Source organism: Streptomyces sp. HUAS TT11, assembly GCF_051553595.1.
In the GTDB taxonomy this organism is placed as follows: domain Bacteria; phylum Actinomycetota; class Actinomycetes; order Streptomycetales; family Streptomycetaceae; genus Streptomyces.
Genome location: NZ_CP196184.1, coordinates 2,458,424 through 2,482,288, shown reverse-complemented (window position 1 = coordinate 2,482,288; position 23,865 = coordinate 2,458,424). Strand labels below are relative to the sequence as shown.

The window sequence follows — 23,865 nt, the reverse complement described above, 5'->3', positions numbered from 1 at the left end:
TCGAGGAGTACGGGGACAGGGCGACCGGCGTTCAGTGAGGCGCCCGGGACGACGCCCGGCGACCGCCCGTTAGCGTAGGCCCATGGCAACGGAGAAGGCCCCCAAGGCGGTTGAGGTGATATGTCCGGGCTGCGGCTCGGTCGGGGCGCGAGCCGTCCCGGAGGTCTGCGACGATCAGGCCTGCATGCGTGCGGGCCTGGCCGACCGGCTGGCCCGTACTCCGGGTGTCTCCTCGCGGTTCGACGGATGTCTGCACTTCGTCGAGGGCATGGTGATGGTCGCCGTCGGTGTCGCCCTCGCGTACAGCGGAATCGACAACGACAAGCCGCTGTACACGATCGGCGGTTCGCTGCTGGCCGTCCTCCTGTTCGTCGGCACCGTCGTCGTGGTGCGCGGGGAGGGCCGCGATCGGGCTCTCGTGGCGGCGGGGGAGCCCCGTGCCGACGCCTTGTGGCGATCGGCGTACAACTGCCCCGCGTGCGAGTCGGTGTTCTGCCCGGACGGCGGTCCGTGGCAGGGTCTGCTGACGCCGGAGCAGTTCAAGAAGTTCGTGTGGACCGAGGCCGGCTACGGAAAGCAGCTCGAGGAGCGGTTCAAGGACGTGGACCTGCCTCCCGGGATCCTGACCGGCCCTGGAGGAGAGCGAGACCATGCCTGACGCCCCCGTGATCCTCGCCGACGAGCCCGGCTCGTTCCCGCACGGCGTGCTCTCCGCACGGCATCCCGCGCTCATCCGTGCGGTGCAGGACGCCTTCCCGTACGGCCCGGTGCAGCGGCGCGCGCTCGACGAACTCCTGACCGACGCGACCGAGGGCCTCATCGAACCGCTCGGTACCGAGGACGACGAGCAGTGGGCCCGCTGGGGTTCGGGGGAGTACCTCGGACGGTCCTGGTTCGAGGTGCCCTTCCTCTGGTCCGAGAGCTACTTCTACCGCCGGCTCCTCCAGGCCGTCGGCTACTTCGGGCCAGGAGGCTGGCAGGGTATCGACCCGTTCCGGCCCTTCAAGCTCGCCGAGCTCGACGCCCCGGAGACGGACGAGGAGCTGGCGGCGCTGGACCGGCTCGGGGAGCAGCCCCTCGACGAGCAGGCGCAGGCGCTGCTCCACGGCTCGCTCTGGGGCAACCGCGCCGATCTCGGCTTCCGCCTCTCCGCGCCCGGCGCGCCGGCAGCCGTCACCCGGCTCGTCGCGGACGACAGCGAGGTGCTCTGGTCCCTGCTGCCCGTCGACACGCTCTGCCTGGTCGCGGACAACGCCGGCCGTGAGCTGATCCCGGATCTCCTGCTCCTCGACCACCTGCTCCGCCACGGACGGGCGCGGCGGGCGTTGCTGCACGTGAAGGCCCACCCGTACTACATCTCCGACGCCACGACGGCGGACGTCGTCGACGCGGTACGCCGGCTGGCCGGCGCCAAGGGTGCGGCGGCCGGGGCCGGGGAGCGCCTGTGGACGGCGATGACCGAGGGCCGGCTGGAGGTGCGGACCCATCCCTTCTCCTGCGCCCCGCTGCCGTACGCGGACATGCCGGACGACCTGCGCGCGGAGTTCGCCGCGGCCGACCTGACGATCTTCAAGGGCGACCTCAACTACCGCCGTCTGGTGGGCGATCGGCTGTATCCGTCGACGACACCGTTCGAGGACGTGACGGCCGGCTTCCCCGGGCCGGTCGCCGCGCTGCGCACCCTGAAGTCCGATGTGATCGTGGGACTGGAGCCGGACACGGAGGCGGCCCTGGTCGCCGCCGAGGAGCAGCGATGGCGCACCAGTGGCGCGCACGCGCTGATCCAGGTGCGGCCGTGAGGGTCAAGCAAGCCTCAGCGGAAGAGACTTGATGCCGTTGATGAAGTTCGAGACCAGTCGCGTGGGCGGTGCGGCGAGGCGGGGAGCGGCGGGCAGGACCCGTAGCGCCTCCTCGTAGAGGACGTTCAGCTGCAGCCGGGCGAAGTGCGCACCGAGGCAGACATGCGGTCCGCCCCCGAAGGAGACGTGAGGATTGGGTGTCCGGGACAGCTCCAGGCGGTCCGGTGCGGCGAAGACGCGTTCGTCCCGGTTGGCGGACGCGTGGAAGACGACCACCTTGTCACCCGCCCGGATATGCCGGCCGGCCAGCTCGGTGTCCCGGGCGGCGGTCCGCCGGAAGCTGAGGACCGGCGGATGCCAGCGCAGCAACTCGTCGACCGCCAAGGGCAGTCGGTGCGTTCCGGCCCGCAGTTCCCGGTACGCCACCGGGTGCTCGGCCAGTGCGAGGAGACCGCCGGGTGCCGCGCCGCGCACGGTGTCGTTGCCCGCGACGGTCAGCAGGAAGAAGAACATCTCCAGCTCGGGCCCCGTGAGTTCGGGGTCGGTGGCGAGCGTGGTCATGATGTCGTCGGCAGGACGGTCCCGTTTGTACGCGGCGAGCCGCTGCGCGTAGCCGAACATGTCGCGCAGCGCCGCGGGGGACCGCGGGTTGACGGGCCGGCCGTCCGCGTCCAGCACGGCCTCGCCCGCCTCGTCCGGGTCCTGGTAGCCGATCACTCGCTGCGTCCAGTGCAGGAGCAGGCCGCGGTCCGACTCGGGCACACCGAGCAGGTCGGCGAGGTTGAGCACGGCGTAGTCGTCGGTGACGGCGGCGACCACGTCGCAGACGCCGTCGCCCTCGCGCGCCAGGTCGAGCGCGCCGGCCAGCAGGGCGCGGGCCCGGCTGCGGGCGACCGCCGCGAAGCGTTCGACCCGGCGGGGGGTGAACGCCCGGCTCACCTGCCGTCTCAGCCGGCCGTGGCCGGGCGGGTCCTGATTGAGCATCATGCGCCGGATGAACGGCAGGTCGCCGGGGTCGGGGTCGCGGATCTGGGTGGCGCCGAGGCTGGAGGAGTACGTCGCGGCGTCCTTGAGGACATGCGTGACGTCCGCGTGCCGGGTCACCGCCCAGAACCCGGGCCCGGCCGGCCAGCCGAGCACCTCGGGCTCCTCCTGCCAGGCGACCGGGTGATGGTCGCGCAGGGTCCGGTATTCCGCGTGCGGGACGCCGAGGGCGTACCTGCGGGGATCGAAGACGTCGGGTACGGGTGGGGCGCTCCCGAGGACGCTCACCCGCCGGAGCCTTCCGCGGCGGCCTGCTCCCGCTCGGCGGCCGCCGGGTTCCCGTCCGCGCGCAGGAAGTCCTCCACGGCCCGGATGAGGTCCAGCGGGGCCTCGTCCATCGCGTAGTGCCCGGCCGAGGGCAGTTCGAGGAGCGAGCCGTGCGGATACCAGCGCATCCAGGTCTCCCGCAGGAGCCCGGCGGTCAGCGCGGGGTCGAGGGCGCCCGCGACGGCCAGCGCGGGCACCGGCGAGCCGGCGACCTCGGTGTGGAAGTCCTCCCCGGCCCAGGAGTCGAGCCAGGTCCGGAACGCCTTGGCGTCGCTGTGCGCCAGCGAGCGCGCGACCATCCGGTCCAGCCAGGCCGCGGGCGCCCGGCCGCCGGTGGTGACGTCGATGATGATGCGCCGGTTCTGCGGCTTGTGCGCGGCGTCCGCGAACAACTCCCACTGGTCGGCGGGCATCTGCAGCCCGCCGGCGGGCACGGGCGAGATCCCGACGATCCGGCGCAGCCGCTCGGGGGCCCGCGCCAGGAGCCGCTGCGCCACCGCGCCGCCCATCGAATGCCCGATCACCGAGAACCTGTCCCAGCCGAGCAGGTCCGCGAGGGCGACGAGGTCGGCGGCGGCCTCTGCGGTGCCGAAGGCGCCGGATGCGTCCTTCGCGGCCCCGTATCCGCGCAGATCCACCAGGGCGTAGGTGAACGCGGCCCGGTCGAGATCGGGCAGCACCGCAGCGTACGCGGCACGGTCGGTGAACCAGCCGTGCACCGCGAACACCTTGTGGGGGCCGTCGCCGTGCACTTCATGAGGCAGCACGAAGGAGGTCATGCGACCACGGTGACCCGGGGCAGGTGGGTCGGCAAGGGGGCGTGCGGGGCGCCGGGGTTCTGGTGCGCACCGTCCCCGGACGGCGCGAGCCCGATGAACGTGCCTGTTCCACCCCTACGCCCCTGATTCACGCGTTGGTGTGAGCGTGTTCCGCCCGGCGGATGTCGTCGCGGGGCCACGGGTAGGGCCACCGCCATGACGCAGCCGTTCGAGCTCCCCCGCTTCTACATGCCGTACCCCGCACGGCTGAACCCGCATGTCGACGAGGCGCGGGCCCACTCCACCCGATGGGCCCGCACGATGGGCATGCTGGAGGGATCCGGCATCTGGGAACAGTCCGACCTCGACGCACACGACTACGGGCTCCTGTGCGCGTACACGCACCCCGACTGCGACGGGCCGGCCCTCTCACTGGTCACCGACTGGTACGTGTGGGTGTTCTTCTTCGACGACCACTTCCTGGAGGCCTTCAAACGCACCCAGGACCGTGAGGGGGGCCGGGCCCATCTGGACCGGCTGCCCCTGTTCATGCCGCCGGACCTGGCAACACCCGTACCGGAGCCCGAGAATCCGGTGGAGGCCGGGCTCGCCGACCTGTGGAAGCGCACCGTGCCCGCCATGTCCCTGGACTGGCGCAGGCGCTTCGCGGTCGCCACGGAGCATCTGCTCAACGAGTCGATGTGGGAACTGTCCAACATCAACGAAGGCCGGATCGCCAACCCCGTCGAGTACATCGAGATGCGCCGCAAGGTGGGCGGCGCCCCCTGGTCCGCGGGCCTCGTGGAGTTCGCGACCGCCGAGGTGCCCGCATCCGTGGCCGCCGCACGGCCGCTGCGGGTACTCATGGAGACGTTCTCCGACGGGGTGCACCTGCGCAACGACCTCTTCTCGTACCAGCGGGAGGTCGAGGAGGAGGGCGAACTGAGCAACGGGGTCCTCGTCCTGGAGACCTTCTTCGGCTGCACCACGCAGCAGGCCGCGGACACCGTCAACGACATCCTCACCTCACGGCTTCACCAGTTCGAGCACACCGCGCTCACCGAAGTGCCCGCCCTCGCCCTGGAGAAGGGCCTCGCTCCCGACGGGGTCGCCGCCGTCGCGGCCTACACACGGGGCCTTCAGGACTGGCAGTCCGGGGGCCACGAATGGCACTTGAGGTCCAGCCGCTACATGAACAAGGGAGCCCGCACCACGGGGCGGTCCCTCGGGCTCTCCGGCATCGGCACCTCCGCCGCCGATGTGAGCGGTCTGCTGGCCGAGGCCGGTGCCGAGGGGGGATCCTCCGCACCCCTCGCACAGCGACTGCGCGCCTACACCCATGTGCCCTTCCAGCAGGTGGGACCGTCACTGATCCCCGACTTCCACATGCCGTACGACGTGGGACTCAGCCCCCATCTGGACGGTGCCCGCAGCCGTCTGACTCCGTGGATGCACCGGATGGGCATGCTCCAGGAAGGGGTCTGGGACGAGGACAAGCTGGCGGCGTACGACCTGCCGCTGTGCGCGGCGGGCCTGGACCCGGACGCCACCCCCGAGGCGCTGGACCTCAGCTCCCGGTGGCTCGCCTGGGGCACGTACGGCGACGACTACTACCCGCTCGTCTTCGGGCACCGCCGTGATCTCGCGGCGGCCCGGCTGTGCACCGAGCGGCTGTCCTCGTGCATGCCCGTCGACGGCGAGGAACCTCCCCTCCCGGCCAACGGCATGGAACGCGGTCTGCTCGACCTGTGGACCCGCACCACCGCGCAGATGACCCCCGAACAGCGGAGCACCCTGCGTGCCGCCGTCGACACCATGACCGAGAGCTGGCTGTGGGAGCTGTCCAACCAGCTCCAGAACCGCATCCCGGACCCGGTCGACTATCTGGAGATGCGCCGCGCCACCTTCGGCGCCGACCTCACCAAGAACCTCTGCCGCCTGGGGCACAACCCCGACGTCCCGCCGGCGGTGTACCGCAGCGGCACGGTCCGGTCCCTGGAGAACGCGGCCATCGACTACGCGATGCTGATCAACGACGTCTTCTCGTACCAGAAGGAGATCCAGTACGAGGGCGAGATCCACAACGCCCTGCTGGTCGTACAGAACTTCTTCGGTTGCGACTACCCGACCGCGCTGCGCGTCGTGAACGACCTGATGACCCAGCGCATGCACCAGTTCCAGCATGTGGCCGATCATGAACTGCCCGTTCTGTGTGAGGACTTCGAGCTTCCCGAACAGGCGTGCGCGACCCTGCAGGGCTATGTGGTGGAACTGCAGAACTACATGTCCGGCATCCTGAACTGGCACCGCGGCTGCCACCGCTACGGTGCGGACGACCTCGCCCGGCGGGTCCACGGCTTCGTGCCGGACCTGGCGTCCTCGGTCGGCTTCCGGGCGGTGCCGGTGACACGCTGACCGCACCGCGGGCCGCGCTGCACCGCGAGCTGGCACGCCGCATCCTGAACTGGGAAGCGAACGGCAGCAGGCCGGGCGAACTGATAGCACCCACCGCCGTCTTCGCGCGCTTCGCGATCGCCGTGCCGGGCCTGGCCATGCTGGGCTGGTGGCTGGGCTGAGGCGGCGTCCGCCGGCCGGGCCCCCGGTCTGCCGTACACGGCAGGCCGGGGGCCCGGCACACTGAGCTTTTTCAGAGTGGCCGCTGATCGAGTGATGGCTGGGCCGAAGCACGCTGGTTGTCACATGGGCAGGTTTGCTGTCTCTGTGGCCGAGGCTGCATGTGTCGGGCTTGACCGGCTGAACACCGATGCCACCGAGGCTGGTTGAGGTGGCCAGGGTTGTCAGTGGGTGGTGACAGGATCACCGGCATGGTTCTCGTACGTACTACTCCGCTGCGGCCCGTGGACGTGGCCGCGGTCTTTCCCGAGCTGGCGCCGTTGGTGCGTCCGGCGATTCGGCTGCACCCCCGCCCGGGGTCGCCTTCGGTCGGGGAGAGCTCGGTCGGGGGGCCGTTGCTGTGGCCGGCGGAGGAGCCGTGGCCGCACTGCGAAGCCTCGCACCTGCACGTGGACAGCGGGTTCCGACAGTCGCCGGCCGACGTGCGGCTCATGAGACGCATTCAGGCCCGGCAGCACCGCGATCACAATGGCCGTGGCGGGATGACGCCCGAGGAGGAGGCGATCAGGGAACGGAACGCCGCGAGGCTCGCGGAGCGACTCGCCGCCGGCCCTCCGCCCGCGGACTGCCCGGTCCCCATGATGCCCGTGGCCCAGCTGTATCTGCGCGACATACCCCTGCTGCAGCCGCCCGGACAGGCCGATCTGCTCCAGGTCCTGTGGTGCCCCTACGACCACGATCCGCATCACAAGCCGGCGACCGCACTGTTCTGGCGGTCCGCCGCCGAGGTAGGCGACATCCTCGCCACCCCGCCCGAACCGTACGAGGTGAACGATGACGGCTATCTGCCGGAGCCGTGCGTGCTGGCACCGGAAGCGATCACCGAGTACCCCAACAGCCTCGACCTGAGCCCGCAGACGCTGCTGACGGTGGAGGACTGGAGCAGATGGCAGGCAGCAGGCGCCGACGTGGACAGCTCCGAGCACGCGGACTGTCCGCGGGACTTCTATGACGTCCATCTGGCAGACGCGCCCGGATGGAAGGTTGGCGGCTGGCCTCCGTGGGGCCGCACCGACCCCAACCCCCGATACTGCACTGTCTGTGATGTGCAGATGGTCCCGCTGCTGACCATCGCCTCCTACGAATGGGACGGCGGCGAGGGACACAGCTGGGCACCCTACGAAGAACAGGCCGCCGCCAACGCCACCGGTCATTGCTGTGGCCAGCGCCCCTCGCAGCCGACCAAGGTCGAAGTCGGCAGCACCGACAACATGCAGATCTACGTCTGCCCGGCCTCTCCCGAGCATCCGCACACCGACCTGATCCAATGAGCTGTCGAGCCCGGGTGACGTCACTGCGGCGCCTCCAGGCCGTTGATGCAGGCATGGGGTTCCGGCGTCCGCGTCCGCTGAGGCCACGTCCAGCACGGCGCGCGCCAGGCGCGGTCCGCCGAACGCCGCGGTGTCGCCGGCGTGCACCTGGTCGAGGTCGGCGTGGAAGACGACCGGCCGGGCCCGCTCGGCGGACAGCTCGATATCGCGGGCGAGGAGTTTGACGAGGACTGCCCGGACGGCGCCGACGTTGCGGTGCGTGGCTGCGGCGGCCTGCCGGAAGGGCGGTGCACGCCAGCTCCCGCACCAGCATGGCGACGTCGTGGTCGGGCAGACGGAACGCGACCCGAAGGGCGGCCAGCTCGCGCAGCTCGTCCGTGGCCGCCACCCAGTCCGTGCTCGCCGCCTTGCCAGGCCGCAACCGATACCTGGTCCTATGCCGGTGACAGTGCGCACCGAGGGTCCAACTTCGGCATGGAGGTCGACGGACGACATGGTCGAGTGCCTACGGACAGGTCGTAGCACCGTTGCTCAGGTTGTGTCTCGGGTTCTCGATGCGGATGCTGTTTACGACTGAGCGCGTGCGAACTCGGTGGGCGTCTGGCCGTACTGGCTCTTGAAGGCCCGGGTGAAGTGGCTGGCGTCGGCGAAGCACCAGTGGGCGGCGACTTCTGTGACGTTCGGCCGTCCTGCAGACGCCAGCAGGTCCAGCCGGGCCCGTTCGAGTCGGCGCTGGCGGATGTACTGGGCGGCGGTTTGCTCTTCGGAGGCGAAGGCGCGGTGCAATGTCCTTACGGATACATGGAGTTCACGGGCCAGCATTGATGGTGACAGGTCGGGCTCGGTGAGCCGGGAATCCGCAAGTAATTTCGCTGCCTGGGTCAGGGCCGGGCTGAGTAGGGGCTCGGCGGTATCGGTCCGGCGGTCCAGTACACCCTTGAGCAGTGCGACCAGCGCTTGGTGGGCAGCCTGAACGCCGGGGGGTGAGAGTTCTCCGACGGACTCGCCGAGAAGGTGCACGTGGGCGAGAAGGAGCCGCATCTCAGCCGATGCCGCCGACCCGATGACCAGCCTGTCCTTGATCTGGGGTCCGAGATCAGACGGAGGCAGGATCAGTACCGTCGCCGCGGTGTCTTTCGCGATCTCCGAGGTGGGCGGGCCGCTGCGTTGAAGCATGAAGTGGTGTGGCGGAACTGCCAGTTCGGAAGCGCCCCGTCGGGCGAACCGCCAGGTGTTGCGCCGCACCACATGCATGAGCACCTGGCCGTCGCGGTCTGTGGTGAGAGCCTGGTTGGTGCCGACGAGCGATTCGCTACGCACGTCGGCGATCACGGAGTCGCCGGCCTTCACCGCACGGACGCGGATCCGGAAGTCACCCGAACTGCCTGGGGTGAACACGGGTGCGGGATACGCCTCCGCAACCTGGTCCATCCAGCGCTTCCGGAAGAGGCTGAAGGAATGAGCCGGGGCGTGCTGGGAGGTGACATCCGCGGCGAACGTCTTGTTGGCCGCGTGCATAGTTTTCCCGCTTTCATCGTGACGCTGATGTTCTATCCCTGTGGCACTGCCGTTCGAGCGTATAGGGCAACGCCGTTTCTACTGTGGGCACGCCGGACGGACCCGTGCGGCTACGTCAGCTTATGGGTGGATAAAGAAGTGAGTGTCTTCTCTGACCAGGTTGTTGTGATCACCGGTGCGGGTGGGGGCATCGGCGCCGCCACAGCGCATCGGTTCTCCCGGGACGGAGCGACCGTCGTGCTTGTCGGCCGGACGCGCGAAAAACTGGAGAATACTGCCGCGGCCGCGCCGGCCGGCGCCCGCGTGCTGGCCCGTACTGCCGATCTCACCGTGCCGGACGAAGTCGATGCACTGATCTCGTCTGTCATCGCCGATCTGGGGCGCATCGACGTACTGGTCAACAACGCTGGCACACCGACCATGGGAACGGTCGAAGATCTCAAGCCAGATCGGTGGCGCGCGACGATGGCGATCAACCTCGACGCGGTGTACCACACCAGCCGGGCGGCGATGCCGCATCTGCGTACTGCACGAGGTTCCATCGTCAACATCGGCGCGTCCAGCGGGCTCGGCGGCGACTACGGCATGGCCGCCTACAACGCGGCCAAGGGTGCGGTAGTCAACCTCACCCGCGCCATGGCGCTGGACCACGCCCCCGAGGTCCGCATCAATGCTGTTCACCCCGGGTTCACGCTCAACACCGGGATCACCGCCGGTGCTACGCCCGAGATGCCTCTGGTGAAGTCCTTCGCGGAGCGAATCCCCTTCGGCCGGGCCGCTGAACCCGACGAGGTCGCGGCAGTCATTGCTTTCCTGGCCGGCCCCGACGCGCGGTATGTGACGGGGGTGCAAATACCGGTCGACGGTGGCTTGACCGCCTCGAACGGTCAGCCTCGCATCGAGATCTGACAGCGTCCTCCCGCGGCCTTGAGAGGGCCGCCGGCCAGTGAAACAGAGCCAGGCACGGGCGCCGAGTCGGCTCCCTCGTACGGGTTGGGGACTGCTGCCGCGCAGATCCGGCCAGGTCGCCGTAGTGCGCTAGCTGGTGCCAGGCGCCGTGCGGGGCGGTCACGTGCGTCGTGACGAATGGTCTCTTTCCGCCGTATACAGTAGGTGCTGTCGTGGCTCGTTGAGGCATGTGGCGCATGACGGTCTCGCCCGGCGTCGCAGTCGAATACGGGACGGGCGAGAGCCTCGTCCCCTGTGGCCTTCACGAGGACTGCAGGCGGGAATCTCGTGGGTGGTCGGGACAAGCTGTCGCTGACCACCCGGCCGCGCACGGCTCTGGCTCGGATGTATGCCGAGTCTCCGCACCGAGGATGAGCAAGGCGGTGTCGGTCAGCGCTGCTCACGGTACGAGTAGGCACAGAGTGTCCGGATCCACTGCAGCGATCTGGGCGGTTCCACCCGCGCCATTGGATGTAGTTGTAGTTCTGCTGGGTCCAGCCGCATATCGCGTCGCACGCGGCATGGGTGACGAGGGTGTCGCTGTGGTCGCCCTCGGGGTCGTCGAACTTCACCGGGACGAGCGCGAGCACCGCCGCGATCCGCACCCCGTCGGGTACCTCGGAGCTGTGCTTGTCGGACGCCTCCCACATCACGCCTTTGCCGCCACGCGAGTGACCCATCGTGCCGACCCGGTACATGTCGACATGGCGGCTGAGCGCGGGCAGCCTCCGCGCCAGCGGGCCTTTGCCGGAGGCGAGTTGCTGCCACAGCCGCAGATGCTCGTTGACGAGTCAGAGCCCGGTCGCCGTAGTCGAACGAGACCATGTTGATCCCGTCGGCGCTCAGCGAGACGGTGATGAATCCCCGCTTGGCCAGCTGCTCGCCCAGGTAGTCGTAGCCGCGGTAGCTCGGCTCCGGGGTGCCCTTGTCGCAGGCCCAGGCCTGGGCGGTGGGATCGGTACAGGCCAGCCAGGACCCGTGCGCCTGCACTACGAGCGGCAGTTGCCCGGCCATGTGCTCTGGGTAGTGGACCACCGCCCGTACCTCGCTGACGGTGCCAGTCTGCGGGTCGGTGAACGCGGTGTCTCCCAGGTTGTACTCGGCGTGACGGTTGCGGCCCCGGGCGGGACGGCGGTGCTCGGCGTGCCGTCGGCGGGCACCGCGGCGTGGGTGCTGGGGGCCAGGCAGCAGGCGGCCAGGATGAGGGCGCTGACGAGGGACGTGCGTGCGGCGCTGTGGGATGCGGTTCGGGACACTCTTCACTGCAGGTCTCGGTACGGCCCGGTGCTCCGGAGGCCCTGTGGGTCCTCCGGAGCCGTTCCGGGCTTCGTTGACGGCCCGCCGCCCGGGGAGAGGGTCCAGGCCGTTCGCGGCCGCGCGGGAAGAGGGCCGGCGGGTGCGCGGGTTCCGTCCGTGGCCCGCGCGTTCCTCATGTTCGTTCAGCCGGAACTGCTCACGGGCGGGATTCCAGAGCGCTGATGAGGGCGTCGGCCACGATGGCCGGATCAGTCAGCAGCGTCATGTGATTGCCCGGGATGACCGCGGGCTCGACGCCGAGCCGAGCCGCGAACTCGGCGCCGGGCCGGGCCAGGGCAATGTCGTCGGCGCACTGCACATAAGCCGCGTCCAGCCCGATCTTCGTGACCGGGGGCACGTCGAGGCTGTCCGTCATATAACCGCCCGGCTGCGGCAGCAGCAGGTGGCTGACAAGCTTCTGGAGCGGCGTGGGGTCTTGGGGCATGAGCACGCCCTGGACCGCGTCGAGGGTGACGGGGACGGTGCCGTCGGGAGTCGCTGCGATAGCTTGCCGAATCATCGCGGCGTACTGCTCGTTCTCATCGATCATCGGCGTGTCCTGCTCGGGGACCACCGCGGCGAAGTAGATCACCTTTGCGACGCGGCCCGCGAGCCGGTGGGCCGCGCCGGTGACCGGGTATCCGCCCCAGCTGTGGCCGACCAGGACAATCTCGGTGAGATCGCGGCTCTCGACTTCGCTCACCACGTGGTCGACCGCGTCGGCCAGCCGGAGCCCGGCCGGCGAGCCGTCGTAGGCCAGTCCGGGCATGCTCAGCGCCAGAGTCGGGTAGCCGCGCTCGGTGAGTTGGCGAGCCACCGGGTACCAGCTCCAGGCCCCCAGCCATGCGCCGGGAACGAGGACGAAGGTTTGCGTGGGCTTGCTGGCAGTCAATTCAGACTCTCTATCTCTTACGACGGGCGCCCCAGGCAGGGGAACGGCGTGCGCTGCCCGAGGCGCTCCGGTGTCGATGGGGATGGTGCGCTCGCCTCACCGCAAATTACGGTCCGGTCGGGTTATCGAGCGTCACCCGATCCGGGTGACAGCGCGCCGGCGGGTATGTCCTCGAGAATCGCTCAGCGGGTGCCGGGCGCAAGCAGGCCCAGTTCGCGGGCTCGGGCGACGGCCTCGGCGCGGCGGTGGGCTCCGAGCTTGGCGTACAAGTGGCGCACGTGCACTTTGACGGTGTTGGGCGAGACATTCAGCTGGTCGGCGATGTCCGGCGTGGTCAGGTTGGTCGGCAGGTAGCGCAGTACCCGCAACTCGCTTCGGCTCAGCGGTTCTGCGAGCGGCTGCGGTCCGGTGGTCGACGGCGCGGGCTGGTGACCGGCGAGCAGGCCGAGGATCTCGGCGATCAGGGCGGCGTGGGCGGTGCGGTGCGCGGGAAGGCCCTCCAGCAGCTCCGGCACCGGGTGCAGCAGGAACCACAGCAGCACTCCGTCGGGTTCGGCCAGGTCCAGCGCGCGCTCCAGGGCTCCGGCGGCGCGGGGATCACCGAGCGCAGCACGGGCGATCGCCTCCAGCAGGAACGCCTGAGCCAGCCAGCCCGGCCAGGGCAGCTGCGCGGAGCCGTCGAGCACCGGCGCGAGCGCGGCGACCGCCGCCTGCGGATCGTCTTGGGCGAGCCGCAGGGTTGCCAGGCCCAGACGCATCTGCCCGCCATCGCGGTCCTGGTCGGAGAGGCCGGCCAGGACCTGCTCGGCGCGGTCGGTCTCACCGAGGCGGACAAGGGTCTGCACGAGGAAGGACCGGTTCCCGTGGACCATGAGGTTCGGTTCGGTCAGGCGCTCGGCCACCTGGTCGGCGGCTTGGAAGGCGGCCAGCGCGTCGGCGTCCCGGCCGCGCGCCAGCGCCAGCACTCCGCGCAGGGAGCGGATCGCCAGTACATCCGTGGGCTCGGTCTCCGCCCGGAGGGTGCGCTCGGCCTGCTGCATCCAAGGTTCGCCCTCCTCCGGCCGCCCCTGCCAGGCCAGGATGGTCGCGACGTTCATGCTCGCCAGGCCGAAGGCCGGCCCCTCGGTCCAGCCGTGCCGTTCGGCCAGCTCGGCCGCCCGCCTGCTGTGCTCCAGTGCCGACGGGAGCGATCGGAAGAACTCGAGAGCGGCCTGGTGGACAAGGCCGGTGAACTCCAGGTAAGGACGCCCGATCCGGCGCGCGAGCACGACGCCCTGCTCCAGGTGCCGCACGGCCTCCCGGAACCTGGCCATCCAGAACTCGGTGCTGCCCAGGCTGATCAGCGCCAGCGCGCGCAATTCCTCGCCCAGGCCGGGCTGCGTCGTCTCGGCCGCCTCCGCCGCGTCCTGCAGCCGCTGCGCCTGCTCGGTCACCGCCGCCAGGCTCCCGTGCCAGCGGGCGATCAGCAGCCGGACGATCCCCACCAGCAACTGCGCCTGCCCCAGCCGACTCTCCGACGCCAGTGCCCGCTCCGCCAGGCACAGGTACCGTTCCGCCGCCGCCGGCGACCCGCCGGCCAGCTCGTCGGCCGCGGACACCGCCGCCAGCTCCGCGTTCGTCGTGCGGGACTCGGTGGGGAATCCGGCGAGAAGCCCGTGGATGACGGCGGTCTTCCCGTCCAGGTACAGGCCGGGCCACTGGTCGGCGAACAGCCTGGCAGCCAGCCCCCAGTCCCGCGCGGCCTGGGCGTGCCGAATCGCCTCCACCGCCATGCCCTGGCCCGCCAGCCAGTCGGCGGCGGCCCGGTGCAGTGCGGCGACCTCGCCGGGGTGGGTGCGCCGCAGTTGTAGCCGCAGCAGGTCCGCGAACAGCTGGTGATAGCGGAACCAGGTCCGCGAGGTGTCCAGCGAGACCACGAACGCGTTCGCGGCCTCCAGGTCCTGCAGCACCCGCTCTCCGTCCTCGCCCCCGGTCAGCAGGTTCGCGAGCTCGCCGTTGACCCGCTCCAGGATGCTGGTGCGCAGCAGCAGCCCCCGCACCTGCTCGCTCTGCCGATCCAGCACCTCGGCCAACAGGTACTCGGCCACCGTCCGCTCACTGCCGGAGAACTCGGCCACCAGCCGGTGGTCCGGGTCCGCGTGCCCCGCCAGCGATAGCGCGGCCAGCCGCAGCCCCGCTGCCCAGCCCTCGGTCCGCTCGTGCAGCACTGCAATCGCAGGCCCGGGCAGCGCCAGGCCCGCCGCTCTCAACAACTCCTCAGTTTCGGCCAGGGTGAACCGCAGATCCGGATCGCGGATCTCGGCGAGCTCGCCTTCCAGCCGCAGTTGGTGCAGGCCCAGGCCCACGTCGTGCCGCGTGGCCAACACGAAACGCAGCTGAGGCGACGCCCGCATGATGAGCAGTTGCAGTTGTTGCAGCGTCTCCGGGTCCAGCTCGTGCACGTCGTCGATCACCAGGTAGTTCCGGTCCCGCAGCGGGGCCAGGTCTGCGAGCAGCCGCTCCACAATCGTCCACCCGTCCAGGTCCGGAGCCGCCGTGAGGCTCCCGACCAGCGCCGAGCCCGCTGTAGTCCGGCGCAGCGCATCCACGACGCCAAGCCAGAAGCGCTGCGGATCCCGCTCATCCCGCCCCACCGGCACCCACGCCGCGTATTCGGTCAGGCCCGCCTCGGACAGCCACGATCGCAGCAGCATCGTTTTGCCGCTCCCCGCCGACGCCGACACCGCCGTCACCCGGGCCGCCCCGTCCAGCCGCCCGAACAGCGCCGGGCGAGCAACCACCCCTCCCGCACCGATACCCGCCACTCGCGTGGATGCGGCACCTGTCTTGCTAGACCTCACAGGGCCGATTGTTCCATTCTGCCCCGGGGAGACACACAGAACCGTCGTCTACCCAGGGCCTGTCTTTCGGGTCAGGCCGGCCTGCTCGACTGCACCTCACGGCCGGCCTCGTTACGGCGCTTCGCGACCTCTAGGGTAGGGACGGGATGGCGGAGGGCTCGGTGGGCGGTGTGTTGGCGCTGGGGGTGACGGACGGATCGGACTGTCGTGCGGGTGGTGCCGGGCGAGAGTGGTCCGAGGTGTTGAAGGACAGCACGATGACGATGGCGGCTGCGGCCGCCGCTATGGCGGCGCCGGCCATGGACAGCACCCGCCTCATCCGGCGTGTGCCCCAGACTCTTCCCGAAGGCGGCCGGCTCGGTGACAGGTCGTGGGCGCTAATGAGCTGCCCGCGCGCTTCCAGAGCGGCGCGCAGCCGCTCCTCGAGCGGCGCCTGATTACTCATCGGTACGCCTCCAAGAGCCTTTCCAGAGTGGCGAGCGCGCGGCTCGCGGTCGACTTGACGGTGCCACGGGAGATGCCGAGGGCCTCAGCGATCTGCGCCTCTGTCAGCTCGGACCAGTAGCGCAGGACCAGTACCTCGCGTTGACGGACGGTGAGTTGGGCCAGCGCGTCGAAGACCTGCCGGTGTTCCTCAACGAGCAGTAGCCGTTCGTCGACCGGCGCTCCTGGGCCCTGGTACGGCGAGGTGTATGCGCGCGCGGTGCGCCGCCGGCGCAGCACCGAGCGGGCGGCGTTGACCACCGCGGTGTAGAGGTAGGCATGCGCGTCCTGGAGGTCGTCGAGCCGTTCGCCGTGCCGGCGGCAGACAGCGGCGAAGGCATCCTGGACAACGTCCTCGGCGGAGTGCAGGTCGTCCACCAGGAAGGTTGCCAGCCTGACCATGTCGAGCCGCCTGGTCCGGTACAGATCGGCGAGTGTAGGAGAGCCCTCCTCGTCGTCCCGGTCGGCCGTCGAACGCAGGTACCGGAACCGTCGGCCGCGAAGCGGCGCGTCCGGCGCCGGAGAAGGCGTGGTCCGGGCGCGGCGCATGAGCCAGGCCCACCAGGGCAGGGTAAGCGTGAGCTGCATTGTCCTCGTTCACATCTGGGGTACGGCGGGGCCGGCTCTGGACCGGCCCCGCCACGCCTTTACTCGGCGGTTCAGCGGCTGGCGTGGCCCGGGTAGGGCTTGCCGTTCTCGTCACCCGGCACGGGAACCGGGTCGGTGTCGCCGGAAGCCTGCTTCACCGCAGTGGCCTGCTTTCCCGCGGTGGAGGGGACGGGCTTCGGGTAGGGCTTGCCGTTCTCGTCACCGGGGACAGGAGTCGGGTCGGTGTCGCCGGAGGTCTGCTTGCTCGGGGTGGACGGGACGGGCTTGGGGGCCGTTGCCGACGTGCCCGGCTTGGCGGGGGTGGCATGGACAGCGGTGGCCGCCTGAGCGGCGATGCCGCCGCCCGCCACGAGGGCGAGACCGGCAACCGACCCCAGCACCCAGGACCGCAGGGAACGGTTCGCCTTCGTGGAACGAATGTGTCGCATAAGAAATGACTCCAAAGAGTTCAGAGACAACACGGACCATCGGGCAGCACCGGGACCGGAGATCGTGTCCCGGTAACCGCCTTTCACCCCACCAGACGTGCGGCCCCACCCGAGGTTGTCGCGACCCACGAAAAAATGCCGAAGCTTCCGCGGGGGCCGGCCGATGAGCGCCTGCACATAGACATCGGGGCCGCCCGCACTCTGCGCAGCCGCTTCACCACCACCTGTGGCGCCCTCGCCCCGCTCCGCCGCCCGCGCCCCGAACAGCACATCTACACGCTGCTGTCGGGTGGTCAGGAGGAGTGGGTAGGTACGCGGAGCCCATTCGGCGCGCTGCCGGTCGTTCTGAAGCTCACAGAGGCTCTCCCAGTGGTGTTTCCCCGCTGTCAGTGGATTCGGGGGGCGCGGGGACGCGGCGTCTGAGCACCACGGGTATGCGGTGGCCTGGTCGATTTGCTGGAGGGCGCACGGCGACGTGGAGGGGTGAGCGCCGCATCTGATATGAGCGTTGGGCCGCGCAAGCAAGGGAGATAAGGCTTTGACAGCTGAAACGGTGTGGTCACCGACTGGAATCCCAACCGCCATGGCCCGCACCGTCGTGCATCCGCCCTCAGGCAGCGGCGGCCGCCACGTCACCGCGCGCGGCAAGATCCTGGGCCTGACCCACTGCGACTACGACCTCGTCGTATTCCTTGAGGGCGCAGGGCTACCGGACGCCGACGACCCGCTCGACCACCCAATGCAGTGACGGGAGGCCCGGCGCACGAGTACACGGCGGGGTGAGCCGCGGCAGCGGCGAGCCGGCGACGGGATGATGCGCGCCGGATACGGTCGGCTCCCCGAGCATCGCGACCGTGACCGGCGTGGACGCCGAGCCGGAAATCGTGGCTTGCGCCACGTGCTGGCTGACCATCCCGAGGCCCGCTCCTGGGGTCTGGAGGCCGCTGTGGGTGACGGGGCGGAGCAGGCTCGGCAGCTTCGGCCTCATCTCGTGCCCGGCCTGTCCGTCCCTCCTCATCGTGGATGAGCACGGCAGGCACATCCGGCCGCATCAGGGCTTCAGGCGGGCAGCTTCATGTCGATGATGAAGGCGATTTCGATGACCTGGTCGGGGAAGCCCAGGTCGGGGACGCCCAGGATCGTGCTGACGGGGCGGTGGTCGCCGAAGTAGTTCACGTTGGCCTGCGCCGTCGCCTCGAAGTTCTCCCGCAGGTTCACCACGTACAGAGTCTGCGAGACGATCTGGTTCCGGGTGGCGCCGTAGTGGGCCAGGACCTTGTCCATCCAGGCATAGGTCTGCTTGAGCTGGGCGACGGTGTCGTCCGCGTGGAGGAACTTGCCGTCTTCGCTGAAGGAGAGCTGCCCCGAGACGTGCACCAAGTCGTCGGACTTGATCGCCTGCGAGTAGCCGAAACTGCTCTCCACGGGGATGTTGTGGTTGAAGACGTCAAGGGTGCTCATGGTCTTGCCTTTCTCTCTTGCGGTTTCTCAGGAACCATAAGAGAGTGAGCCCTGACCTGCAAGAACGCACTTTTTCGAGACTGAGGAACCTGATGGTAACCACACCCCCTGTACCCAAGGACGCCGATCTGCGGCGCGCAGACTCCCTCGCGCGAGAGATCTTCTCGGACGTCGCCAACAAGTGGGCGCTCCTGATCATCGACGTACTCGGCAAGCGAACTATGCGCTTCAGCGAACTGCGCAACGAGGTGGAGGGCGTCAGCCACAAGATGCTCACCCAGAACCTGCGCACGCTGGAACGCGATGGCCTGGTCCACCGGAAGGTGCATCCCACCGTGCCGCCGCGGGTGGAGTACAACCTCACCGAGCCGGGCCTTGGCCTGCTCGCCGCGTGCGACGCGATATGCGGCTGGACCCAGCAGAACTACAGCTACATTCACAGCTCACGAGCTCGTTTCGATGCCGGCGCCTGACGAAACCCCGAGTCTGTGGTGTCGTGGCAGGCCGCTTGAGCGAGTTCCTCGACGTACTCGTGCGGGTTCTGGTCCGCGCGCTCAAGGGCCCAGAAGATTTGGCGGCAGACGATTCCCTTGAGGCATCGCTGCGCGTCACGGAGCGGACGCGCTGTTCGAGCTGTGCGGGCGATGGTCGGCCTGGTGCTGGCGCCGGAGCACCGTCGGAGGCGCAGCGCTGTCTACGGCGGCCTGTCCTGCCGCCCGCTTGATGTCGCTCGGCAACGAGGGACTTTTGCCCGGGGTCCCGCTGCCGCGAGCAGTCGACGGGCCAGGCAGGCATCAGATGATGCCTACCTGGCGGTACTTGGTCGTCGTCGATCGGGAGACCGGCCTCACTTCTCCAGCGGGCTGGAGGAGGGATACGGGTGGGTCGATCAGAACATCTTGGACGGCAGGCGCCAGAGCGCCGCCGACGCCTACCTCAGGCCGGTGCTCGACCGGCCCAATCTCACCGTGGTCACCGGAGCCCTGGCGGAGCGTCTCGTGATGGACGGCGGGCGTGCCACGGGCGTGGTGTACAGCGCCGGCGGACAGCGGCACACGGCCGCGTGCGAGGGCGAGGGCGAGGTCGTGCTCGCGGCGGGCACGGTCGGCACGCCGCAGTTGCGGATCAGGGTTCCGCCCGGTTCCGCGCCACGAGGGCGGCGACTCGCGCGCCCGCGCCGCCTTCGGCCCTGGACCGGCCCTGGGGCCGCGCTCGGCGGCCGTCGGTGTACCGGGTGCGGTCGCCGTGCAGCTGACGGCCCCGCGTGCGGTCCACCGTACGGAACCGGTGTGCGCCGGAGACCCCGCGCGGAGCGGAGGGGTCCCCGGCGGAGCGGAGGGGTCCCCGGCGGAGCGACTGCCGGCGCAAATGCGGAGCGCCGCGGCGCGACCCGGTGGGCAGGGGCAGGACCCGGTCATGGCGCCCGGCGGACGCCGTGGCCGCAATCGGCTCGCATCCGTCCCGGCGGAGGGGCAGGATGCTGCCCGTAACCCCTGGAAGGATCCGGACCTGCGGAGGTATGGATGACCGGCACGCCCGCGCCGCCCGACACGGCCGGCCCCGCGCCCTTCACCGCGGAGGACTACGCGGCGCGGATGCGGCGCGCCGCCGAGGCCGCCGACGCGGCGGGACTCGCCGGGCTGCTGATCGCGCCCGGACCCGATCTGGTGTGGCTCACCGGATACCGCCCGGTGGAGACCGAACGCCTCACCCTGCTGGTGCTGCGGGCCGGACACGATCCCGTCCTCGTCGTGCCCACCCTGGAGGCGCCCGACGCGGCGGAGGCGACCGGCGCGCCCGCACTGACACTGCGCGACTGGACCGACGGCAAGGACCCCTACGACGCGGCCGCCGGGCTGCTCGGGGCCCGGGGGCGGTACGGCATCAGCGACAATGCCTGGGCCCTGCATCTGCTCGGTCTGCGCGAGCGGCTCCCGGACGTCGGACACGTCGCCCTCACCCGCGCCCTTCCGATGCTGCGGGCCGTCAAGGACGCGGCGGAGCTGGACCGGCTTGCGGCCGCGGGCACGGCGGCGGACGCGGCGTACGAGGAGATCCTGAAGGTCACCTTCGGCGGCCGCCGGGAGCGCGAGGTCGCCGCGGATCTCGCCGTTCTGCTGCGGCGGTTCGGGCACACGCAGGTGGACTTCACCATCGTGGCCTCGGGCCCCAACGGCGCCAATCCGCATCACGAGGCCGGCGAGCGTGTCATCCAGCGAGGCGACATGGTCGTCCTGGACTTCGGCGGTCTCAAGCACGGCTACGGCTCCGACACCTCCCGCACCGTCCACGTCGGTGAGCCGACCGACGAGGAGCGCGAGGTGCACGACCTCGTGCGCGCCGCACAGGAGGCCGGGTTCCGGGCGGTCGGGCCGGGCGCGGCGTGTCAGGACGTGGACCGTGCGGCCCGCGCGGTCATCGACGACGCCGGGTACGGCGCGTACTTCATCCACCGCACGGGGCACGGCATCGGTGTCACCACCCATGAACCGCCCTACATGATCGAAGGCGAGGAACAGCCCCTCGTCCCCGGGACGTGCTTCTCCGTGGAGCCCGGCGTCTATCTGCCCGATCGCTTCGGCGTCCGTATCGAGGACATCGTGGCGGTCACCGAGGACGGCGGGCGGCGCCTGAACGAGACGTCCCGCGAGATGGCGATAGTCGACTGAGACGGCGCAGGCCGGCCGCGGTGGGACCGCGCGGCGGCGCCGCCCGGCCGACCCGGCACCCAGGAGCCCCCAGCACGCATCCGAGACGACAACGGCGCGATCATGACCCAGGCACCGACACCGACGGCGGAGACCGTACGCCGACTGGTCCGTTCCCTGCTTCCCGAGGGCGACGGGCCGGCCGTGACTCCCGTCGAGGAGGGCGGGACCACATGGTGGGTCGGCACGCGCCATGTGCTGCGGCTGGCCCCCGATCGGGAGGCCTCCCTGCGTCAGCTCCGCGAACTGCGGCTGCGCTCCCTCGTACGCGCGCACGTGGCGCTCGCGGTGCCGACGAGCGTGGTCCGCGGCGAGTGGGCCGACGGACTCTCCTACACCCTCGACACGCGCCTGCCCGGCACCACCGGCGAGGAGCCCGGCGTCTCGGCGGTCGGCGAGGCGGACCTCGCGGCACTGCTCACCGGACTGCGTGACGTACCGGTCCGCCAGGCCGAGACGCTCGGTGTCCCGCGTGTCGCGCCACGGTCCCTGGAGACGCTGCGCGCGGCCGCCGCCGGCGCCGCGGGACGGCTCGCGGAGGCGGACGAGTTCGACCCCGGCAGGCTGGCCCAGCTCGCCGCGCCCGCCGCCCGCCAACTGGGCGTGCAGTCCGGCGCGGCGGTGCTGGTGCACCACAACCTGGGGCGGGCGCACCTCGTGGTGAGCGGCGACGGGCGGGTGCGGGGCGTCCTCGGCTGGACCGACGCGATCGTCGGCGACCCGGCCGAGGACATCGCATCCCTCTCCGCCGCCGTGGGAGCCCCCGCCGCGGTCCGCGCCGCGACCCTCGCCGGCTACGGTGCCCGTCCCTGTCTGCGCGGCCTGTGGCTCGCCCGCTGCGACACACTCGTACGCCTCGCCGGCGCGCTCGACGGCCGGGACGGCACCCCGCTGCCGGTCCTGCGCGGCAGGGTCCTGCACGCCTGGGAATCGATCATGCTGGAGCGGGTGACGGAACTGCCGGGCGAGGAGACGCCGTAGCGGCAGGCCCGGATGCGATGGCACCCGGGCCCGGCGGCACCCGCATCACTCCTGCATCAGAACCACACACGACTCGCCCGGCAGGCTCAGCACACCGACCGCGTCGGGCGGCGGCACGGGCTCCCATGCGGCCAGTACACGCGTGGAGGTGACGCCGAGCGGGATACGGGCCGGTTCCTTGCCGAAGTTGACCGCCACCCGGACGTCGCCGCGGCGGTAGGCGAGCCAGCGGGCGTCCTCGTCGTGGGCGACCTTGACGTCCTCGAGATCGGGGTCGGCGAGATCGGGCTGGTCGCGGCGCAGGGCGATCAGCTCGCGGTACCAGGACAGCACCCGTGCGTGGGGCTCGCGGTGCGGCTCGGACCAGTCGAGGCAGGAACGGTCGCGGGTCGCCGGGTCCTGAGGGTCGGGCACGTCCTCCTCCGCCCAGCCGTGCGCGGCGAACTCCCGGCGTCTGCCCCGGCGTACGGCGTCGGCGAGTCCGGGATCGGTGTGATCGGTGAAGAACTGCCAGGGTGTGCCCGCGGCCCACTCCTCGCCCATGAACAGCATCGGAGTGAACGGGGCGGTGAGCACGAGCGTCGCCGCGCACGCCAGGAGGCCGGGGGAGAGGGACGCCGACAGGCGGTCGCCCAGCGCACGATTGCCCACCTGGTCGTGGGTCTGGGCATAACCGAGCAGGCGGTGCGCGGAGATCCGGGTGCGGTCCAGCGGGCGGCCGTGCCGCCGGCCGCGGAACGTCGAGTAGGTCCCGTCGTGGAAGAAGCCGCCCGCCAGCGTTTTGGCCAGGGCCGTCAGGGGGGCGCGCGCGAAGTCCTCGTAGTAGCCCTGCGATTCACCGGTCAGCGCGGTGTGCAGCGCGTGGTGGAAGTCGTCGTTCCACTGGGCGTGCAGCCCGAGGCCGTGCTCGGCGCGGGGGGTGACGACCCGCGGGTCGCCGAGGTCGGACTCGGCGATCAGGAAGAGCGGCCGGCCCACGTCGGCGGCCAGCGCGTCCACCGCCGACGACAGTTCCTCCAGGAAGTGGATCGCGCGCGTGTCGCGCAGCGCGTGCACCGCGTCGAGCCGCAGTCCGTCGATCCGGTAGTTCCGCAGCCACGCCAGCGCGCTGCCGATGAGATACGCGCGCACCTCGTCCGAACCCGGCGCGTCCAGGTTCACGGCGGCGCCCCAGGGGGTGTGGTGCGTCTCGGTGAAGTACGGGCCGAACGCGGGCAGGTGGTTGCCGGAGGGGCCGAGGTGGTTGTGGACCACGTCCAGCACGACGCCGAGCCCGAGCGCGTGCGCCCGGTCGACGAACCGTTTCAGCGCCTCCGGCCCGCCGTACGGCTCGTGCACCGCCCAGAGCGACACGCCCTCGTACCCCCAGCCGTGTCGCCCGGGGAACGGGCACAACGGCATCAACTCGACGTGCGTGACACCCAGTTCGGCGAGGTGTCCGAGCCGCTCGGCCGCCGCGTCCAGCGTGCCCTCACGGGTGTACGTGCCCACGTGCAGCTCGTACAGCACCGCGTCCGTGAGCCCGCGTCCCGGCCACTGCGTCCGCCATGCGTAGCGCTCGTGGTCGACCACGGCGCTCGGCCCGTCCGGTCCGTCCGGCTGGCGGCACGACCGTGGGTCGGGCAGCACGGGGCCGTCGTCCACGGCGAATCCGTACCGCGTGCCGTCGTCGGCCTCCGCCTCGCCGGTCCACCATCCCGCGCGCAGCGGATCGCGCACCAGTGCGCTCGTGGCGCCCCCGCAGTGCAGCGTCACCCGACCGGCCTGTGGTGCCCACACCTCGAACTGCACGGACGGTTCCCCCTCGTCTGCTCATCGTGACGTAGCCCGTCCATGGTGCGTCAATCGAGATCAATTCGCCTGCGGATCCACCCTTTCGGCACATGGGACACCTCCGGTGTTGACGCGGTCGTATTTGCGTTTTCTGG

General features: G+C 70.6%; 20 protein-coding genes. 10 read left to right on the top strand and 10 right to left on the bottom strand.

The window, feature by feature from the left end:
* The first annotated feature begins 82 nt into the window (after positions 1–82).
* A complete protein-coding gene (locus ACSHXN_RS11175) occupies positions 83–658 on the top strand; it encodes a hypothetical protein (RefSeq protein ID WP_438303019.1) in 576 nt (191 codons plus the stop codon).
* Positions 651–1,799 (top strand): damage-control phosphatase ARMT1 family protein, encoded by a 1,149-nt coding sequence (locus tag ACSHXN_RS11170; protein ID WP_356110483.1) that lies wholly within the window; start codon positions 651–653, stop codon positions 1,797–1,799. The genes ACSHXN_RS11175 and ACSHXN_RS11170 overlap by 8 nt, the downstream gene beginning before the upstream one ends.
* Before the next feature lie 3 nt (positions 1,800–1,802).
* On the opposite strand, the gene ACSHXN_RS11165 is transcribed toward ACSHXN_RS11170, so the two are convergent.
* A complete protein-coding gene (locus ACSHXN_RS11165; RefSeq protein WP_356292768.1) occupies positions 1,803–3,071 on the bottom strand; it encodes a cytochrome P450 in 1,269 nt (422 codons plus the stop codon).
* On the bottom strand, positions 3,068–3,889 hold the full coding sequence (locus ACSHXN_RS11160; RefSeq protein ID WP_356292766.1) for an alpha/beta fold hydrolase: 822 nt from the start codon (positions 3,887–3,889) through the stop codon (positions 3,068–3,070). Before ACSHXN_RS11160 ends, ACSHXN_RS11165 begins: the two co-directional genes overlap by 4 nt.
* Before the next feature lie 195 nt (positions 3,890–4,084).
* On the opposite strand from ACSHXN_RS11160, the gene cyc2 reads away from it, so the two are divergent.
* Positions 4,085–6,283 (top strand): germacradienol/geosmin synthase Cyc2, encoded by a 2,199-nt coding sequence (gene cyc2, locus ACSHXN_RS11155; protein WP_355135821.1) that lies wholly within the window; start codon positions 4,085–4,087, stop codon positions 6,281–6,283.
* Positions 6,284–6,693: 410 nt separating this feature from the next.
* A complete protein-coding gene (locus ACSHXN_RS11150) occupies positions 6,694–7,773 on the top strand; it encodes a hypothetical protein (protein ID WP_356110495.1) in 1,080 nt (359 codons plus the stop codon).
* Between the two features lie 567 nt (positions 7,774–8,340).
* On the opposite strand, the gene ACSHXN_RS11145 is transcribed toward ACSHXN_RS11150, so the two are convergent.
* A complete protein-coding gene (locus ACSHXN_RS11145) occupies positions 8,341–9,105 on the bottom strand; it encodes a helix-turn-helix domain-containing protein (RefSeq protein WP_356292762.1) in 765 nt (254 codons plus the stop codon).
* A 138-nt stretch (positions 9,106–9,243) separates the two neighbouring features.
* Here ACSHXN_RS11145 and ACSHXN_RS11140 point away from each other — a divergent pair, with 138 nt between their 5' ends.
* Entirely contained in the window at positions 9,244–10,200 is a 957-nt protein-coding gene (locus ACSHXN_RS11140) for an SDR family NAD(P)-dependent oxidoreductase (protein WP_356292760.1), read from the top strand.
* 1,492 nt (positions 10,201–11,692) lie between these two features.
* Here ACSHXN_RS11140 and ACSHXN_RS11135 read toward each other — a convergent pair.
* The 5 genes from ACSHXN_RS11135 to ACSHXN_RS11115 all read right to left on the bottom strand — a co-directional run bounded on the left by ACSHXN_RS11135 (position 11,693) and on the right by ACSHXN_RS11115 (position 16,787).
* A complete protein-coding gene (locus ACSHXN_RS11135) occupies positions 11,693–12,427 on the bottom strand; it encodes an alpha/beta fold hydrolase (protein WP_383352007.1) in 735 nt (244 codons plus the stop codon).
* Positions 12,428–12,609: 182 nt separating this feature from the next.
* Positions 12,610–15,207 carry a LuxR C-terminal-related transcriptional regulator gene (locus ACSHXN_RS11130; RefSeq protein WP_356292756.1) on the bottom strand — a complete coding sequence of 866 codons (2,598 nt, stop codon included), beginning with the start codon at positions 15,205–15,207 and terminating at the stop codon, positions 12,610–12,612.
* Positions 15,208–15,397: 190 nt separating this feature from the next.
* On the bottom strand, positions 15,398–15,712 hold the full coding sequence (locus ACSHXN_RS11125) for a hypothetical protein (protein WP_355135843.1): 315 nt from the start codon (positions 15,710–15,712) through the stop codon (positions 15,398–15,400).
* Positions 15,709–16,338, bottom strand: coding sequence for a SigE family RNA polymerase sigma factor (locus tag ACSHXN_RS11120; protein WP_355135845.1), 630 nt, complete (start codon positions 16,336–16,338; stop codon positions 15,709–15,711). The genes ACSHXN_RS11125 and ACSHXN_RS11120 overlap by 4 nt, the downstream gene beginning before the upstream one ends.
* A gap of 71 nt (positions 16,339–16,409) precedes the next feature.
* Positions 16,410–16,787, bottom strand: a complete 378-nt coding sequence (locus tag ACSHXN_RS11115; RefSeq protein WP_356110508.1) for a hypothetical protein — start codon at positions 16,785–16,787, stop codon at positions 16,410–16,412.
* 583 nt (positions 16,788–17,370) lie between these two features.
* Between ACSHXN_RS11115 and ACSHXN_RS11110 the strand changes: the two genes are divergently transcribed.
* A complete protein-coding gene (locus tag ACSHXN_RS11110) occupies positions 17,371–17,535 on the top strand; it encodes a hypothetical protein (protein ID WP_355135849.1) in 165 nt (54 codons plus the stop codon).
* A 311-nt stretch (positions 17,536–17,846) separates the two neighbouring features.
* Here the strand turns inward: ACSHXN_RS11110 and ACSHXN_RS11105 are convergent, their stop codons facing one another.
* Positions 17,847–18,248: a RidA family protein gene (locus tag ACSHXN_RS11105; protein ID WP_355135851.1), complete on the bottom strand. Its 402-nt coding sequence runs from the start codon at positions 18,246–18,248 to the stop codon at positions 17,847–17,849.
* A 92-nt stretch (positions 18,249–18,340) separates the two neighbouring features.
* Between ACSHXN_RS11105 and ACSHXN_RS11100 the strand changes: the two genes are divergently transcribed.
* The 4 genes from ACSHXN_RS11100 to ACSHXN_RS11085 all read left to right on the top strand — a co-directional run bounded on the left by ACSHXN_RS11100 (position 18,341) and on the right by ACSHXN_RS11085 (position 21,937).
* On the top strand, positions 18,341–18,721 hold the full coding sequence (locus tag ACSHXN_RS11100) for a winged helix-turn-helix transcriptional regulator (protein WP_355135853.1): 381 nt from the start codon (positions 18,341–18,343) through the stop codon (positions 18,719–18,721).
* A gap of 171 nt (positions 18,722–18,892) precedes the next feature.
* Positions 18,893–19,738 (top strand): GMC family oxidoreductase N-terminal domain-containing protein, encoded by an 846-nt coding sequence (locus ACSHXN_RS11095; RefSeq protein WP_438303018.1) that lies wholly within the window; start codon positions 18,893–18,895, stop codon positions 19,736–19,738.
* 33 nt (positions 19,739–19,771) lie between these two features.
* Positions 19,772–20,917, top strand: coding sequence for a M24 family metallopeptidase (locus ACSHXN_RS11090; RefSeq protein ID WP_438303017.1), 1,146 nt, complete (start codon positions 19,772–19,774; stop codon positions 20,915–20,917).
* Between the two features lie 102 nt (positions 20,918–21,019).
* Positions 21,020–21,937, top strand: coding sequence for an aminoglycoside phosphotransferase family protein (locus ACSHXN_RS11085; RefSeq protein WP_438303016.1), 918 nt, complete (start codon positions 21,020–21,022; stop codon positions 21,935–21,937).
* Positions 21,938–21,982: 45 nt separating this feature from the next.
* On the opposite strand, the gene treZ is transcribed toward ACSHXN_RS11085, so the two are convergent.
* Positions 21,983–23,728, bottom strand: a complete 1,746-nt coding sequence (treZ, locus tag ACSHXN_RS11080; RefSeq protein ID WP_438303015.1) for a malto-oligosyltrehalose trehalohydrolase — start codon at positions 23,726–23,728, stop codon at positions 21,983–21,985.
* Positions 23,729–23,865 lie beyond the last annotated feature (137 nt).